The sequence below is a fragment of the Delftia sp. Lp-1 genome (genome assembly GCF_020523835.1).
Taxonomy (GTDB): Bacteria; Pseudomonadota; Gammaproteobacteria; order Burkholderiales; family Burkholderiaceae_C; genus Comamonas; species Comamonas acidovorans.
The window spans coordinates 2425660-2442685 of sequence record NZ_JAJALJ010000001.1; the positions used below are offsets into that span (position 1 = coordinate 2425660).

The 17026-nt window shown below is 67.6% G+C and carries 10 protein-coding genes; 9 read left to right on the forward strand and 1 reads right to left on the reverse strand.

What is annotated here, in order from left to right:
- Positions 1-70 precede the first annotated feature (70 nt).
- The 9 genes from LGR64_RS10860 (at position 71) to LGR64_RS10900 (ending at position 15639) form a co-directional block, all read left to right on the forward strand.
- On the forward strand, positions 71-2146 hold the full coding sequence (locus LGR64_RS10860) for a hypothetical protein (protein ID WP_012205645.1): 2076 nt from the start codon (positions 71-73) through the stop codon (positions 2144-2146).
- 136 nt (positions 2147-2282) lie between these two features.
- Complete coding sequence (locus tag LGR64_RS10865; RefSeq protein WP_230355414.1) at positions 2283-7820, forward strand: DNA repair ATPase; 5538 nt, start codon at positions 2283-2285, stop codon at positions 7818-7820.
- 257 nt (positions 7821-8077) lie between these two features.
- Entirely contained in the window at positions 8078-8722 is a 645-nt protein-coding gene (gene paoA / locus LGR64_RS10870; protein WP_013802387.1) for an aldehyde dehydrogenase iron-sulfur subunit PaoA, read from the forward strand.
- Entirely contained in the window at positions 8719-9669 is a 951-nt protein-coding gene (locus LGR64_RS10875; RefSeq protein WP_230355415.1) for an FAD binding domain-containing protein, read from the forward strand. The genes paoA and LGR64_RS10875 overlap by 4 nt, the downstream gene beginning before the upstream one ends.
- Positions 9670-9673: 4 nt before the next feature.
- Entirely contained in the window at positions 9674-11926 is a 2253-nt protein-coding gene (gene paoC, locus LGR64_RS10880) for an aldehyde oxidoreductase molybdenum-binding subunit PaoC (RefSeq protein ID WP_230355416.1), read from the forward strand.
- Positions 11927-12218: 292 nt separating this feature from the next.
- Positions 12219-13559: an MFS transporter gene (locus LGR64_RS10885; RefSeq protein WP_230355417.1), complete on the forward strand. Its 1341-nt coding sequence runs from the start codon at positions 12219-12221 to the stop codon at positions 13557-13559.
- Positions 13560-13643: 84 nt separating this feature from the next.
- A complete protein-coding gene (gene ligA / locus LGR64_RS10890; RefSeq protein ID WP_230355418.1) occupies positions 13644-14051 on the forward strand; it encodes a protocatechuate 4,5-dioxygenase subunit alpha in 408 nt (135 codons plus the stop codon).
- Positions 14051-14923, forward strand: coding sequence for a class III extradiol dioxygenase subunit beta (locus tag LGR64_RS10895; protein ID WP_230355419.1), 873 nt, complete (start codon positions 14051-14053; stop codon positions 14921-14923). The genes ligA and LGR64_RS10895 overlap by 1 nt, the downstream gene beginning before the upstream one ends.
- Entirely contained in the window at positions 14920-15639 is a 720-nt protein-coding gene (locus tag LGR64_RS10900; protein WP_209801732.1) for an alpha/beta fold hydrolase, read from the forward strand. The genes LGR64_RS10895 and LGR64_RS10900 overlap by 4 nt, the downstream gene beginning before the upstream one ends.
- An 18-nt stretch (positions 15640-15657) precedes the next feature.
- Here LGR64_RS10900 and LGR64_RS10905 read toward each other — a convergent pair whose 3' ends face one another.
- Positions 15658-16929, reverse strand: coding sequence for a LysR family transcriptional regulator (locus LGR64_RS10905; RefSeq protein ID WP_230355420.1), 1272 nt, complete (start codon positions 16927-16929; stop codon positions 15658-15660).
- Between the last annotated feature and the right edge of the window lie 97 nt (positions 16930-17026).

The window sequence follows — 17026 nt, forward strand, 5'->3', positions numbered from 1 at the left end:
CCGTTCGGCGGGCGCGGCCTTTCCGTTTTTTCAGCGTTTTCACAGATAGCAATTCACAGGGGAGATTCGCATGAACATGAGCAACATGGAGTGGTACATCGTCGCCGGGGTGGTGATCGGTTCCGTCTTCGTCGTCATCCTCGGGCTGTTCGCCCTGGTCAAGGCCTTCTACATCAAGGTTCCGCAGGGCACGGCGCTGATCATCAACGACACCACGTCGCAGCCCAAGGTCAAGTTCACGGGCGGCCTGGTGCTGCCGGTGATCCACAAGAAGGAATTCATGCAGATCTCGCTGCTGACGCTGGAGATAGACCGGCGCGGCAAGGAAGGCCTGATCTGCCGCGACAACATGCGCGCCGACATCACCGTGGCCTTCTACCTGCGCGTCAATGAAACGGCGGAAGACGTGCTCAAGGTGGCCAAGGCCATCGGCGTGGACCGGGCCTCGGACAAGACGGCCGTCAACGAGCTGTTCAACGCCAAGTTCTCCGAAGCGCTCAAGACCGTGGGCAAGCAGATCGAGTTCGTCAAGCTGTTCGAGAACCGCCAGGATTTCCGCGACCAGATCATCCATGTCATCGGCAACGACCTCAACGGCTATGTGCTGGAAGACGTGGCCATCGACTACCTGGAGCAGACGCCCAAGTCCTCGCTGGACCCCAACAACATTCTGGATGCCGAGGGCATCCGCAAGATCACCGAGCTGACGGCCAACCAGAACATCGTCACCAACGAACTGGAGCGCAACTCCGACCTGGCCATCACCAAGAAGAACGTGGAGACCAAGGAAGCCATGCTGGCGCTGGAGCGCCAGCAGGCCGATGCCGAGGCGCGCCAAAAGCGCGAGATCGCCACCATCCAGGCCCGCGAGCAGGCCGAAACCCAGAAGGTGCAGGAAGAAGAGCGCTTGAAGGCCGAGCAGGCGCGCATCCAGACCCAGGAGCAGCTGGACATCCGCGAGGAAAACCGCCAGCGCGAAGTGGCCGTGGCCCAGCAAAACCGTGAGCGTGCCGTGGTGATCGAGGTCGAGAAGGTCACGCGCGCCAAGGAGCTGGAGATCGTGGCCCGCCAGCGCGAGGTGGAGCTGCAGCGCATCGAGAAGGAAAAGGCCATCGAGGTCGAGAAGGCCAACATCGCCAACGTGGTGCGCGAGCGCGTGGTGGTGGAGAAGTCCGTGGCCCAGGAAGAGGAACGCATCAAGGAAGTGCGCGTGGTCTCCGAGGCCGAGCGCATGAAGCAGGTCACCGTGCTGACCGCCCAGGCCCAGGCCGAGGAAGACATGGTGCGCCAGGTCAAGAAGGCCGAGGCCGAAGAGGCTTCCTCGCGCCACAAGGCCGTGGAAGTCACGACCATGGCCCAGGCCGAGCTGGAAGCGGCCAGCAAGACCGCCGAAGCCAAGAAGAAGCTGGCCGAGGCCATCGAGGTCGAGCGCGCCGCGCCCGGCCTGGCCGATGCCAAGGTGCGCGAAGTCACCGCCGCCGCCCTGGAAAAGGAAGGCCTGGCCCAGGCCCGCGTGATTGCCGAGAAGCTGATGGCCGAAGCCAAGGGCCATCAGGAAAAGGGCCTGGCCGAGGCGCGCGTCATCGAGGCCACGGCCGACGCCAACGAAAAGCAGGGCCTGGCCGATGCCAAGGTGCTGGAAGAACGCCTGCTGGCCCAGGCGCGCGGCGAAGCCCAGGTGGGCGCCACCAAGGCCACGGTCACCCGCGACGTTGGCATGTCCGAGGCCGATGTGCTGCGCGACAAGCTCTTCGCCGAGGCCAAGGGCCTGACCGAGAAGTTCACCGCATTGGCCTCGCTGTCCGACCAGGCGCGCTCGCATGAGGAGTTCCGCATGCAGCTGGAGAAGAACTTCGAGCAGGCGCTGGCCGCCATCGAGGCCAACAAGAGCGTGGCCAAGGACCAGTCCGAGGTGCTGTCGGCCGCGCTCAGCAAGGCCAACATCGACATCGTGGGTGGCGAGGGAGCCTTCTTCGACAACTTCGCCAAGGCGCTGTCCGTGGGCAAGGCCGTGGAAGGCGTGGCGGGCAAGAGCCCCATCGTGCAGGACCTGATCAGCAAGTTCCTCAGCGGCAAGGGCGGCGCATCGCTGCTGAACGCGCTGGGCGACGGCAAGGGCCTGCCGCCCACGCAGAGGGTCGACTGAACGGGGCGGCCGCCCGGCCGCTCCCTCCACCGGCTGCCCAGCCTCCCGCATCCGCCTTCCTCCGCCCGCCTGCCTGCCAGTCAGCTGGCCGGGGAGGGCGTGAATGGTCCCTGACACGCGAAAGCCCGTGACGCCCATGTCCCAACCGTCCCCATCGTCCTCACAGTCCCTGTCCCCCGACACCGCGGCCTCCGCCGTGGACCAGGCAGTCGCCAGCGGCGGCTCCTACGAAGTGCTGGCCAAGCGCCTTGACGGCCAGGGGCAGGCACTGGAGACGCTGGCACGCCAGCTCAACGAGGAGCGGCTGGAGGAATTCGGCCGCAGCCAGATGGAAGTCATCGGGCGCATGCGCGTGCGCACCGAAAACAACTGCCTGGGCCGCGACATCGCCCAGGTCGGCGGCTACCTGCTGTTTGGCTACAACGTCTTCATGGGCCTGAAGCAGTCCACGCGCGTGGAAGACGTGTTCGTGCTGTACCGCCTGCACGAGGGAGAGCAGGGCTACGAGGTCACGCCGGTCGATCTCAAGGACAGCTTTCTGGGCATACAGAGCTTCGTGCAGGACTTCCAGGAGCTGTACGCCTACTACAAGAACACCCGGCTGATGCAGCTGGCCGTGCGCGACGGCAAGCTGCTGGCGAGCTTTCAGATTGGCGAGCGCCTGTCCGATGTGCGCGTATTCCGCTGGTCCGTGCCCGTCGATGGCCAGCCCATCCGCTACATAGACAACCGGGGCGAGCGCGACATCGAGCTGCCCGCACCGCATGACTTCGAGTGGCAGCGCGCCGGGCGCGAGCAACTGGTGCAGGGGCGCCACCCGCACATCAACGTGCTGGACAAGGTCTTCGTCGAGACGCTGGGCGGCACGCTGACCATCAAGGTCGAGAACAACACCAACGACGGACTGGGCATCTACAGCGAGCCCGTGCAGGAGAAGAACCAGTCGCTGGACGACGCCGTGTTCGAGTACGCCGCCGTCGGCAGCCTGATCCTGCTGAAGATCCTGCCCTACCGCGAAGAGCAGTGGCGCTACCTGATCTTCAACACCCTGTCGCGCCAGGTGCTGCGCATGGACGCCATCGGCGCGGCCTGCATCCAGCTGCCGCAGGACCACGGCATCATCTTCCCCGGCGGCTACTACCTGCAAAGCGGCGAGAACCGCTCGTTCGAGCAGAACATGCAGGGCATGCGCTACCGGCGCAGCATCCGCTCGCCCAACGGCGAGGATGTGCTCTACGTGTTCTACGAGCCCGAGAGCGGGCGCATGGCGCTGTTCAAGTACAACCTGATCGAGCGCGCGCTGCAGCCGCCCATCATCGGCCACGGCTATGCGCGCATGGACGACGGGCGCGTCGTCATCTTCGCGGCCGAGAGCAACGAGGCCTCGCGCGTGCACCCCATGCAGGTCTGGCGCACGCCCTTCGCCTCGGACGACTATGCGGCACGCCAGCCGCAGCGCGACAGCTTCCTGGGCCGCATCGGCAATGCCGAGCTGGTCAGCGGCATCTCCGACCTGTACAGCGTGCGCAAGGAAATCGCGGCCACCGAGGTCTCGCTGCCGCGCTACGAGCGCCTGATCGACGCAGCGCGCCGCCTGTTCGAGCGCTACCACTGGCTGGGCGCGCCGCAGCTCAAGGGCGTGCACGAGACCCTGCTGGGCATCGTCGCCACGGGTGATGCGGTCATCGACGAGTACGAAAAGGTCGAGAGCATCCGCAACGCCTCGGCCAAGGCCATGGGCGAGGTTTCCGGCCGCCACGGCCAGTTGCTCAAGACACTGCGGCTGGCCGACTGGAAAAGCATTGGCGAGTACGTGGACGCGCTCACCCAGCTGGGCCAGTTGCGCGGCCAGCTCATGGCCACGCGCGACCTGCGTTATGTGGACCAGGCCGCCATCGACACCATGGTGCGGGGCGTCAACGAGGCCCAGGCCGAAGTCTCCCAGCGCACGGCCGCCTTCATTGCCACCGACGAGGCCATGCAGCCCTATGCCGACCAGCTGCAGGCACTGGACCAGGCCGCGCAGGCGGCAGCCACGGTGGCGCAGATCAACGAGCCGCTGGCGCGCATGGCCGACATGGCGGCTGCGCTGGACATGCTGTCCGAGCTCATGGGCAGCCTGTCCATTGACGACGCCACGCAGCGCACCCAGGTGGTGGATCGCATCTCGGCCGTCTACGCGCGCCTGAACCAGGTGCGTGCACGCACCGAGCAGCGCCGGTCTGGTCTGGGCGGCGCCGAGAACGTGGCCCAGTTCGCAGCCCAGCTGGCGCTGTTCTCGCAAAGCATCGTCAGCGCCCTGGGCCTGGCGCAGACGCCCGAGAAATGCGACGAGCAGCTGGCGCGCCTGCTGGTGCAGCTGGAGGAAATCGAAAGCCGCTTCGGCGAGCACGAGCAGTTCCTCGGCGACATCATGGCCAAGCGCGAGGAGGTGCTGGAGAGCTTCGAGGCGCGCCGCCAGTCGCTGCAGGACGAGCGCCAGCGCAAGGCGCAGGGCGTGCTGGACGCGGCGCTGCGCATCGTGCAGAGCCTGCCCAAGCGCACCGAAAAACTGGCCAGCGCCGATGCCCTACATGCTTTTTTTGCGGGCGATCCGCTGATCGGCAAGCTCAAGGAGCTGGCCCAGCGCCTGCGCGAGCAACTGCATGACCCGGTCAAGGCCGACGACATCGACGGCCGCGTCAAGAACCTGCGCGACCAGGCGTTTCGCGCGCTGCAGGACCGCACCGAACTGTACGAAGGCGACGGCGCCATCATCCGCCTGGGCCGCCACCGCTTCAGCGTGGGGAACCAGGAGCTGGACCTGACCCTGCTGCCGCGCAACGGCGAACTGTTCCTGCACCTGGTCGGCACCGAGTATTTCGAGCCCATGGACAACCCGGAACTGGCCGCCCTGCAGGCCTACTGGGATGCTTCCACGCCGGCCGAATCGCCGCAGTTCTACCGGGGCGAATACCTGGCCCTGGAAGTGGTGCTGGCCGCGCGCCAGCGCCGTGACGGCTGGAGCGAGGCCCGGCTGGCCCAGTTGCTGCCCGACGAGGCGGCGCTGACCCAGGCCATCCGCGAATTCTCCGCGCCGCGCTACCGCGAAGGCTATGAGCGCGGCATCCACGACCATGATGCGGCCCGCATCCTGCAGGTGCTGCTGCCCCTGCGCGATGCCGCCGGCGTGCTGCGCTTTGCGCCCGACGCCCGTGCGCTGGCCCTGCTGTTCTGGAGCGCACAGGCCCAGGTGCAGCAGCCGCAGCTGGTTGCCGCCATGGCGCAGTGGCCGCTGCGTGCCCAGCAGGCGCAGGCCATGCAGCAGATGTTCGGCAGCGAGGCCGAACAGCTGAGCCTGCGCACCGACATCTCCGAGCGCCTGCGCGCCTATGCCGAAGAACGGGGCCTGCTGCGCGACCTGCTGCCAGGACAGGCGGCGCCCGCAGACAGCGATATCGACAGCCTGATCCACGGCGCCGCCGACTACCTGCAGGCCGAGCTGGCGCAAAAGGCCGTGCGCTTTTCCTTCTCCAGCTACAGCCAGTCGGCCATTGCCGCGCTGCAGGCCGCCGTGCAGCAGCAGGCCCAGCCGCTGCAGCGCTGGGAAGAAATGCAGGCCTACTGGCAGGGCGAGGACCGGCGCGACAAGGCCGTGGCGCCGCTGGACCAGCGCTGGCGCAGCGCGCTGCACTGGCTGCAGACCGCCTGCCGCGCGCTGGACGGCGGGCAAGGGCAGGCCTGGCTGGCCTATTGTGGCGAGGCCGCCGCCTGGCTGTGCTGTGCCGGCCAGTTGCCCTGCAAGGTCAGCAGCGTGGACCTGCGCCACGAAGTGCCGGGCCTGCTGGGCCAGCATCCGCGCATTGCGGACGGCCGCATGTGGCTGCAGATCGACGACCTGGGCCAGCGCGCTGCGCGCCATTTCCGTACCTTTGTTCCCGAATTCGGCCGCTACCAGGCGCTGCGCCAGCAGCTGCTGCAGGACTGGCGCTCGCGCGTGCGGGTGGAGGAATTCAAGGCCCGGCCGCTGTCGTCCTTTGTGCGCAACCGGCTCATCAACGAGATCTACCTGCCCGTGATCGGCGACAACCTGGCCAAGCAGATCGGCGTGGCCGGAGAGAACAAGCGCACCGACCAGATGGGCCTGCTGATGATGATCTCGCCGCCCGGCTACGGCAAGACCACGCTGATGGAGTACGTGGCCAACCGGCTGGGCTTGATCTTCATGAAGATCAACGGCCCGGCGCTGGGCCACTCCGTGCGCTCGCTGGACCCGGCCCAGGCGCCGGACGCCACGGCGGCCAAGGAGCTGGAAAAGCTTAACCTGGCGCTGGAGATGGCCAACAACGTGATGCTGTACATCGACGACATACAGCACACGCACCCCGAGTTCCTGCAGAAATTCATCTCGCTGTCGGACGGCACGCGCCGCATCGAGGGCGTGTGGAAGGGCCAGACCCGCACCCACGACATGCGCGGCAAGCGCTTTTGCGTGGTCATGTCGGGCAATCCGTACACCGAGTCGGGGGAGGTCTTCAAGATCCCCGACATGCTGGCCAACCGTGCCGACATCTACAACCTGGGCGATGTGCTGGGCGGCATGCAGGAGGTGTTCAAGCTCAGCTACATCGAAAACAGCATGACCTCGAACGCCGTGCTGGCGCCGATGGCCACGCGCAGCCTGCAGGACCTGTACCTGCTGCTGGACAAGGCGCAGGGCCGGGAGGTCTCGGGCAATGCGCTGTCGCACGACTATTCATCGGCCGAGCTGCGCGAGATCGAGGCCGTGCTGGCCCGCATGGTGCAGGTGCGTGAACTGGTGTTCAAGGTCAACCAGCAGTACATCCAGAGCGCCGCGCAGGACGACGGCTACCGCACCGAGCCGGCCTTCCGGCTGCAGGGCAGCTACCGCAACATGAACAAGCTGGCCGAGAAGATCACGCCCGTGATGAACGACCAGGAAATGCAGCAGATGCTGGCCGACCACTACCAGGGCGAAGCGCAGATGCTGACCACGGGCGCCGAGGAGAACCTGCTCAAGCTCGCCGAGCTGCGCGGCCACATGAGCGACGAGGACAGCGCCCGCTGGCAGCAGATACGCCAGCAGTTCCTGCGCCGCCAGGCCGCAGGCGGCGCCAATGCCGACGCTGCCACGCGCGTGACGGCGCAGCTGGTCGACCTGGTCGCCGCCACGCGCGAGGTGGCCCAGTCGGTGGCCCAGCCCCAGCAGCAGGCGATGCAGGAAGGCGCCGCCGAACAGTCCCAGCTCCTGCAAGCGCTGCAGGCACTGCTGGCCCGGCTGCTGCAGACGCAAAGCGCCGCAGGCGACTCGCTGCACGGCATACGCGAGCTGATGGCGCAAAGGGCGGCCAGCGAGCCCGTCGGCACCCAGGCCAGCACCCTTTCGGAGGTACAGGCCGCCCAGGAACGTCAGGCCCTGGTCCACATGCTGGGCCAACTGCTGACCCGGTCGCTGACCCAGTCCCTGGAGCCCGTGGTCACGCACCTGGACCAGGCCCGCCGCCAGCAGCTGGGCCTGCACCGCGTGCTGATGCAGGTGGCCACGCGCATGCAGGAGCAGATCGACGCCCAGCGCGCGGGCCGTCCCGTGCCGGCTGCGGGCGCCATACGCTCCGAGGAAATCGACAAGGCCTTCGAGCGCATGCAGCGCGGCGACGTGCCGCCTGCGGCCTAGGCCCATCGCTGGGGCAAAGCCGGGACAAAGCCGGGGCAGGGCACATCGGCAAAGGCTGGGGCGCCTTGCTGGCGCTGCCTTTGCATGGGCCGGGGGCCCTCGCACGTCTGCATGCGCTGATCCGTCATCGGACAACCCGATGTCCCGGACGTTGGACCATCACCTACAACCCGAGACGCGTCCCGAACCGATGCTTGGAGCGGCGGGTTCGCAGCAGTGTGCACGCCCCACGAACGAGCCAACACGATGGACGCCCCATGGAACACAACACCCAGCTTTCCGTTTCGCGCAGGGACCTGCTGATTGCAGGTGCCTCCACGGCTGCGGCAACGGCCGTGCCTCGATCGGCCGGCGCGCAAGTGCAGCCTCCCTCCATCCCCGAAGGGGTCCAACTGCCCGTCACCCTGCAGGTGAACGGCAAGGAACACCGCCTGGACCTGGACACCCGCACCACGCTGCTCGACGCCCTGCGCGAGCATCTGCACCTGACCGGCACCAAGAAAGGCTGCGACCATGGCCAGTGCGGGGCCTGCACGGTGCTGGTCAATGGCCGGCGCGTGGTGTCCTGCCTGAGCCTGGCCGTGATGAACCAGGGCGCCGCCGTGACCACCATCGAAGGTCTTGGCACACCGCAATCCCCGCACGCCATGCAGGCCGCCTTCGTGCGGCACGACGGTTTCCAGTGCGGCTACTGCACGCCGGGGCAGATCTGTTCTGCCGTGGGCGTGCTCGATGAAATCAAACGCGGCATGCCCAGCCATGCCAGCGAAGACATCGTGGCCCAGCCCCTGGTGTCGGCCCATGAACTGCGTGAACGCATGAGCGGCAACCTGTGCCGCTGCGGGGCGTATTCCAACATCGTCGATGCCATCACCGAAGTGGCGGGGGAGGGGCGCACATGATTGCCTTCACCTACGAACGCGCCCAATCCCCCGCGCAGGCCGCCGCCGCCGTGGCGGCCCGGCCGGGCGCCCGCTTCATTGCCGGGGGCACGAATCTGCTGGACCTGATGAAGCTGCAGATAGAAACCCCCGTGCATCTGGTCGATTTGAACGGCACCGGCATGGACACCGTGGAGCCCACCGCACAAGGCGGCTTGCGCATAGGCGCGCTGGTGCGCAACAGCGACCTGGCCGCCCATGCGCGCGTGCGGCGCGACTACGGCGTGCTGACCCGCGCCCTGGTGGCCGGCGCCTCCGGCCAATTGCGCAACATGGCGACCACAGGCGGCAACCTGCTGCAGCGCACACGCTGCCCGTATTTCTACGACACCAACATGCCGTGCAACAAGCGTGTGCCGGGCAGCGGCTGTTCGGCCATTGCCGGCGTGAGCCGCCAGCATGCGGTGATAGGCGGCAGCGAGGCCTGCATTGCCACCCATCCCAGCGACATGGCCGTGGCGCTGCGCGCGCTGGACGCCACGGTGGAAACCATCCACGCCGACGGCAAGGCCCGCGTCATCCCCATTGCCGACTTCCACCGGCTGCCCGGCAGCACGCCGCATGTAGAGACGGCCTTGCAGGCCGGCGAACTGATCACCTCCGTCACCCTGCCGCCCCCGCCGGGCGGCACGCACATCTATCACAAGGTGCGTGACCGGGCCTCCTATGCCTTTGCGCTGGTGTCGGTGGCTGCCATCGTGCAGCGCGACGGCAGCGGGCGAGTGGCCCTGGGCGGCGTGGCGCACAAGCCCTGGCGTCTGGAGGCTGCCGAAGCACAGATGCCGCAGGGAGCCAAGGCCGTCACCGACCGCCTGCTGGCGGGCGCCCGGCCCACGCAGGACAACGCCTTCAAACTCCCGCTGGCCGAGCGCACCCTCGCCGCCGTGCTGCATCAGGCAAGGAGCTGACGCCATGAAATTCGACACCCCCGCAACCCTCAACCCGATTGACCAGCTCAAAATCATCGGCCAGCCGATGAACCGCATCGACGGCCTGCTCAAGACCACCGGCACGGCGCCGTATGCCTATGAACGGCATGACGTGGTCCAGCACCCGGCCTATGGCTATGTGGTGGGCTCGGCCATCGCCAAGGGCCGCATACGCAGCATCGGGCTGGCGCAGGCAAGCCGCGCGCCCGGCGTGCTCGCCATCGTCACCGCGCAGACCGCTGGGAAGCTGGGCCAGGGCAAGATGAATACCGCGCCGCTGCTGGCAGGCCCCCAGGTGGCCCACTACCACCAGGCCGTGGCCCTGGTGGTGGCGGAGACCTTCGAGCAGGCGCGCGCTGCCGCGCAACTGGTCCGTGTGGACTACGAGCCCGTGGCTGGCGCCTATGACCTGGCCAAGGCCAAGGACTCCGCCGTGCCACCCGACAGCATCAATGGCGATGCGCCGGATACGGCCATTGGCGATTTCGACGGCGCCTTCGCCTCTGCCCCCGTGAAGGTGGACGCCACATACACCACGCCCGACCAGTCGCACGCCATGATGGAGCCCCATGCCACGCTGGCCGCATGGAAGGGCGACCAGCTCACGGTATGGACCTCGAACCAGATGATTGCCTGGGGCCAGGGCGAGCTGGCAAGGACGCTGGGCATTCCCAAGGACAAGGTGCGCCTGGTCTCGCCATTCATTGGCGGCGGTTTTGGCGGCAAGCTGTTCCTGCGGGCCGATGCCCTGCTGGCCGCACTGGGGGCGCGCGCGGCAGGCCGGCCCGTCAAGGTTGCACTGCAGCGCCCACTGATGGCCAACAACACCACGCACCGCCCCGCCACCATCCAGCGTGTGCGCATCGCGGCAGGGCAGGACGGCAGGATCACCGCCATCGGCCACGAAAGCTGGTCGGGCGACCAGCCCGGAGGATCGGCGGACGGTGCCGTGGACCAGACCCGCCGCATGTATGCCAGCACCCATCGCATGACCGCCACCCGCCTGGCCGTGCTGGACCTGCCCGAGGCCAATGCCATGCGCGCCCCCGGCGAGGCCACGGGGCACATGGCCCTGGAGGTTGCCATGGACGAGCTGGCGGAAAAGCTCGGCATCGATCCCGTGGAGCTGCGCATCCGCAACGACACCCAGGTGGTGCCGGACAGCGGCAAGAAGCCGCAACCCAAGGCGAAGGAGGGCACCCCTGCCCAGGAGCACAAGCCGTTTTCCCGCCGTGAATTCGTGCAGTGCCTGCGCACGGGCGCCGAGCGTTTCGGATGGAGCCAGCGCAATCCCGAGCCGGCCCAACGACGCGAAGGGCGCTGGCTGATCGGCCTGGGCATGGCCGGTGCCTACCGAGGCGCCCCTGTGATGAAGTCCGCCGCCCGCGTGCGCCTGGACAGGCAGGGCATGCTCACCGTCGAAACCGACATGACCGACATCGGCACGGGCAGCTACACCATCATTGCCCAGACGGCGGCCGAGATGCTGGGCCTGCCGCTGCAGCAGGTGCGCGTGCGGCTGGGCGACTCCGGCTTTCCCGTGTCGGCCGGCTCGGGCGGGCAATGGGGTGCGGCCAGTGCCACCTCCGGCGTCTATGCCGCCTGCGTGAAGCTGCGCGAGGCCGTGGCGCGCAAGCTGGGCATGGACCCGGCGACGGCCGAATTCTCGGATGGGCATGTGCAGGCGGGCGGCAAGCGCCGGGCCCTGGCCAGCGCTGCCGGCGACGCCGACCTGACGGCCGAGGACGCCATCGAATTCGGCATGCTCGACAAGAAGATGCAGCAGTCCACCTTTGGCGCGCACTTCGTGGAGGTCGCCGTGGACGCATTCACCGCCGAGGTCCGCGTGCGCCGCATGCTGGCCGTTTGCGCGGCCGGCCGCATCCTCAACCCCAAGACGGCCCGCAGCCAGGTGATAGGCGCCATGACCATGGGCGTGGGAGCGGCCCTGATGGAAGAGCTGGCCGTGGACACGCGACTGGGCTATTTCGTCAACCATGACCTGGCAGGCTACGAGGTGCCCGTGCATGCCGACATCCCGCACCAGGAAGTGATCTTTCTGGACGAGGTCGATCCCATGGCCTCGCCCATGAAAGCCAAGGGCGTGGGCGAGCTGGGTATCTGCGGCGTGAGCGCAGCCATTGCCAATGCCATCCACAACGCCACCGGCGTTCGGGTGCGCGACTACCCGATCACGCTGGACAAGCTGCTGGCAGGACTGGGGAGGCTGGCATGAGAGGGGACTGCACCTGAGGCAGCCCGCTCAGGCCCAGGATTCTTGATGAACGAAGGCCGGTCACCTCTGGGTGGCCGGCCTTTTTGCATGTGGTCATCAATAGAACGCATAGCTTGCGCGTCCGTCGGCATTGGCCTGGAAAGGCTGGCGTGGAGATACTTTTTGCACTGGGGAATGTCGGCGCTGTGCGCTCCGAACGCAGGCTGTCCCCCAGTTTTCCCACAAAAGAACCTGGCCTGGGCGCAAAGCGCCTGCCAGGGCAAAGAGACAACCTGCTCCGACAAGGACTTGTATGAAAGATATCCGCAAGACGATGGACGAGGGCGCCATGGCGCCGTTCCAGTGGCTGGCCGTGGCCATCTGCACCCTGCTCATCATGCTGGACGGCTTCGATGTGCTGGTGATGGCCTTCACCGCCTCGGCCGTCGCTGCCGAATGGAAGCTCAACGGGGCGCAGTTGGGCGTGCTGTTCAGCGCCGGTCTGATCGGCATGGCCCTGGGCTCGCTGTTCCTGGCGCCCGTGGCCGACCGCCGTGGCCGGCAACCCATCATCGTGCTGTGCCTGGTGCTGGTGTCCGTGGGCATGCTGCTGTCTGCGGCAGCGCGCAGCCATGTCGAGCTGGCAGCCCTGCGCGCCATGACGGGCGTGGGCATTGGCGGCATGCTGGCCAGCGTGGGGGTGATCACCTCTGAGTATTCATCGAACAAATGGCGCAGCACGGCGATTGCGCTGCAGGCCACGGGCTATCCGATTGGCGCCACGCTGGGCGGGCTCATGGCCGCCTGGCTGCTGACACACCATGGCTGGCGCTCGGTCTTCGTGTTCGGCGGCCTGGCCACGGCGCTGATGGTGCCCATCGTGCTGTGGCGGCTGCCGGAGTCGGTGGACTTTCTGTTGGACCGCCGCCCGGCACGTGCGCTGGAAAAGCTCAACCGGCTGATGGCGCTGATGGGCCATCCTGCCTTGCTGCAGCTGCCTGCACGGGCCGGCGGCGAAGTCCGGCAGGGCAACACCGTGGCTGCCCTGTTCAGGAACGGCCTGGCGCGCCCCACGCTGATGCTCTGGGCCGGCTTCTTCCTGCTGATGTTCAGCGTCTATTTTTCGCTGAGCTGGACGCCCAAGCTGCTGGTGCAGGCCGGCCTGTCGGCACAGCAGGGCGTGACGGGCGGCGTGCTGCTCAACCTGGGAGGCATTGCCGGCGGCAGCCTGTTCGGCCTGCTGGCAGTGAAGGTGAGGCTGCGGCATCTGGCCATGGGCAGCCTGCTGCTGAATGCCTTGTTCACCGCGCTGTTCGGCCTGGCCTCGGCCAGCCTGGGCTGGGCGTTTGCCGCAGCGGTGGGCGTGGGCGTGTTCCTGTTCGCCTCCATGGCCGGGCTGTACGGGCTGGTGTCGGCCACCTATCCGGCCCAGGTGCGCGCCACCGGCATGGGCTGGGCCATAGGCATTGGGCGCATAGGCGCCATCGTGGCGCCCACCATGGCCGGCCTGCTGCTGGACGGTGGCTGGCAGCCTGCCTCGCTGTACTACGTCTTTGCCTTGCCGCTGATTGCCGCTGCGCTGGCCGTGTGGGCCACGGGCGCCGGCCGCACCCTGGCGCCGGGGGATGGCGCGCTGCGAGCGGCTGGTGCTTGATCCTTGAATCCCTATCCGTGAGCACGCGCCCGAGCGCCCGAGCGCCCAAGCGCCCAAGCGCTCAAGCGCAGGAGAAACACTTCCATGGCATTGGACAAACCCTATCTCGACGTACCGGGAACCACGGTCTTCGACGCCGAGCAATCCCGCCAGGGCTACTGGCTCAACCAGTTCTGCATGTCGCTGATGAAGGCCGAGAACCGTGAGCGCTTTCGGGCTGACGAGCGCGCCTATCTGGGCGAATGGGCCATGACGGCCGAGCAAAGAGAGGCCGTGCTGGACCGCGACCTGAACCGCTGCATTGCGCTGGGCGGAAACATCTACTTCCTCGTGAAGATCGGCGCCACCGACGGCGTCAGCGTGCAGAACATGGTCTCGACCATGAGCGGCATGAACGAGGAGGACTACCGCCAGATGATGCTGGGCGGCGGACGCAGCATCAATGGAAACCGCTACCTGCATGAGCAGGAACGACAGGAAAAAGGCATCTGATGGCACGCATCACCGCATCCGTCTACACCTCGCATGTGCCCGCCATCGGCGCGGCCATGGACCTGGGCAAGGTGGGCGACCCCTATTGGCAGCCTTTGTTCAAGGGCTTCGAGCACTCGCGCCAATGGCTCAAGGACAACAAGCCCGACGTGATCTTCCTGGTCTACAACGACCACGCGACCGCGTTCAGCCTGGATTTCATCCCGACGTTTGCCATCGGCACGGCCGCTGAATACCAGCCCGCCGACGAAGGTTGGGGCCCGCGCCCCGTGCCCAAGGTCGTCGGCCATCCGGAGCTGGCCAGCCACATGGCGCAGTCGGTGATCCAGCAGGACTTCGACCTGACCATCGTCAACAAGATGGACGTGGACCACGGCCTGACCGTGCCGCTGTCGCTGATGTGCGGCGAGCAGGACGCGCGCACGGGCGCCTGGCCCTGCCCGGTGATTCCGTTTGCCGTCAACGTGGTGCAGTACCCCGTGCCGTCGGGCCAGCGCTGCTTCAACCTGGGCCGCGCCATCCGCCGCGCCGTGGAAAGCTTCGACGAAGACCTGAACGTGCAGATCTGGGGCACGGGCGGCATGAGCCACCAGCTGCAGGGCGCGCGTGCGGGCCTGATCAACAAGGAGTGGGACAACCGCTTCCTGGACCTGCTGATCGAGAACCCTGCCGGCCTGGCCAAGATGCCGCATATCGACTACGTGCGCGAGGCCGGCTCCGAAGGCATCGAGCTGGTGATGTGGCTGATCGCGCGCGGCGCCATGGTCGATGTGGACGGCCCCGCGCCGCTGCCCAGGGTCAACCACCGCTTCTACCATGTGCCCGCGTCCAATACGGCCGTGGGACACCTCATCCTGGAGAACGCTGCATGAGCCGGCCTTGCGTGGTACTTCTGCCGGGCCTGCTGTGCGACGAGACGGTCTGGCGCGAGCAGCATGCGGCCCTGTCCTTTGCCGGTGTTGCCGAGTGCATTGTTCCGTCCTATGGCGCGGCGGCCACCATCGAAGACATGGCGCGCCTGGTGCTGGATGGCGTGGCGGCCGAGCGGTTTTCGCTGGCGGGCCATTCCATGGGCGGGCGCGTGGCCTTGGCCATTGCCGGCATGGCGCCCCAGCGTGTGGAGCGGCTGGCCTTGCTGGACACCGGCATGGACCCCATCGCCCCGGGCGAGGCCGGCGAGAGCGAACGCGCCAAGCGCATGGCGCTCTTGCAGATCGCCCGGCACAGCGGCATGCGCGAGATGGGCCTGCAATGGGCGCGCGGCATGGTGCATCCGGACCGGCTCGATACGCCGCTGTTCAGTGAGGTGCTCGACATGGTGGCGCGCTTCACGCCCGAGGTGTTCGCCGCGCAGATCAATGCCTTGCTGAACCGCCCCGATGCGGGCGATGTGCTCAGGCAGCTGCGCTGCCCGACCCTGCTGGCCTGCGGTCGCCAGGATGCCTGGAGCCCGCTGTCACGCCATGAGCGCATGCAGGCCCTGTGCCCGGGCGCCGAGCTGGTGGTGATCGAGGACAGCGGCCACATGAGCACCATGGAGCAGCCGCAGCAGGTGTCGCGGGCACTGCTCGACTGGATGGGGCGCTGAGCGAGCGCTGCACTCAGACTAGGCCGGCGGATCGCCCACGGCCCGCCGGCAGGCCTGCATGAACAGCTCCAGGTCCTGCGATGCCGTGCTCAGCGCACGCGTGGCCAGCCCGATGCGCCTGCGTGTGGAAGGCAGGTCCACAGGCACGATGGACAACTGCCCGCCGTGGTCATCCTGCAGGGCCTGTCCGCGCGAGGCCAGGGCCAGCCGGCCCGTCTGCAGCACAAAGGCCAGCGTCATGGTCGGGCTGCTGGCGCGCAGGCTGGCGCGCGGCGGCTCCAGGCCCTGGCTGCGGAACAGCTGGACCATGGCGCGATCGGCCGGCGTGCCGGGCAGGGGCGACACCCAGGGCCATTGCAGCAAGTCCTCCAGAACCAGCTGGCCGCAGCCCAGGCAGGCATGGCCGGACGGTGCCACCACGACCAGGTCATCGTCGAACAGGTGCAGCTGGCGTACCTCATCGGAGGGCATGTCGGCGCGCAGGGCGCCGGCGATGGCGTCGATGTCGGCGCTCAGCAGGTGCTGCACCAGGCTCTCGTAGGTGCCGTCCACGATGCTGACCTCGATGTCCGGGTGGCTGGCGGCCAGGCTGTCGATCGCGCGCGGCAGGAAGATTCCCACCGACAGCGGCAGCACGCCGACCACCACGCGCCCCCGGATCTCGCCGCGCCAGGCGGAAATATCGCTGTCCATGCCGCGCACCTCGGCCAGGGCCAGCTTGACACGGCGCAGCAGCGCTTCGCCGGACGGCGTCAGCCGCGTGCCGAAGGCCAGCTTGTAGAACAGCTGCATGCCCAGACTGGTTTCCAGCCCCTGCAGCGCCGCATGCACGGCGGGCTGCGTCAGGCCCAGCCACTGCGCGGCCAGGGATTCGCTGCCGCAGTCGGCAATGGCCATGAGGGCGCGCAGCTGGCCTGCCGGCACGGTCTCGGCAAAACGCTCGGGCAGGGGAGGGCGCCTGGCCGCCAGCGTGGCGGCGGCCTGGGCGTCGGCAGCGCCGCTGCCCAGATGCTGGAGCATGGCCTCGATGCGGGCGGCCAGCTGGCTGCCCAGCGGGGTCGGCATCATGCCGCGCGCACCGCGCATGAACAGCGGCATGCCGCAGGCCTCTTCCAGTTGCAGTACCGAACGCGCCACGGCCGGCTGAGAAAGATGCATAGCCTGGGCGGCCCGCGTGGTGCTGCCGTGGCGCACCACGCCCAGCATGGCGCGCATGGCTCGCAAATGGCCTGCCAACTCGGGAAAACGCGAGGGATTGCTGCTGGTCCAGGGGGCAAGAGAAAGGTTCATTGAAAGGCGCTTCGCGGTACGTTGGAAGAACGTGTTTTGATTGTCCCATAAGAAAAACGCATTGATGGCCGGGGCTCCGGCATTGGCCGGATCGAAG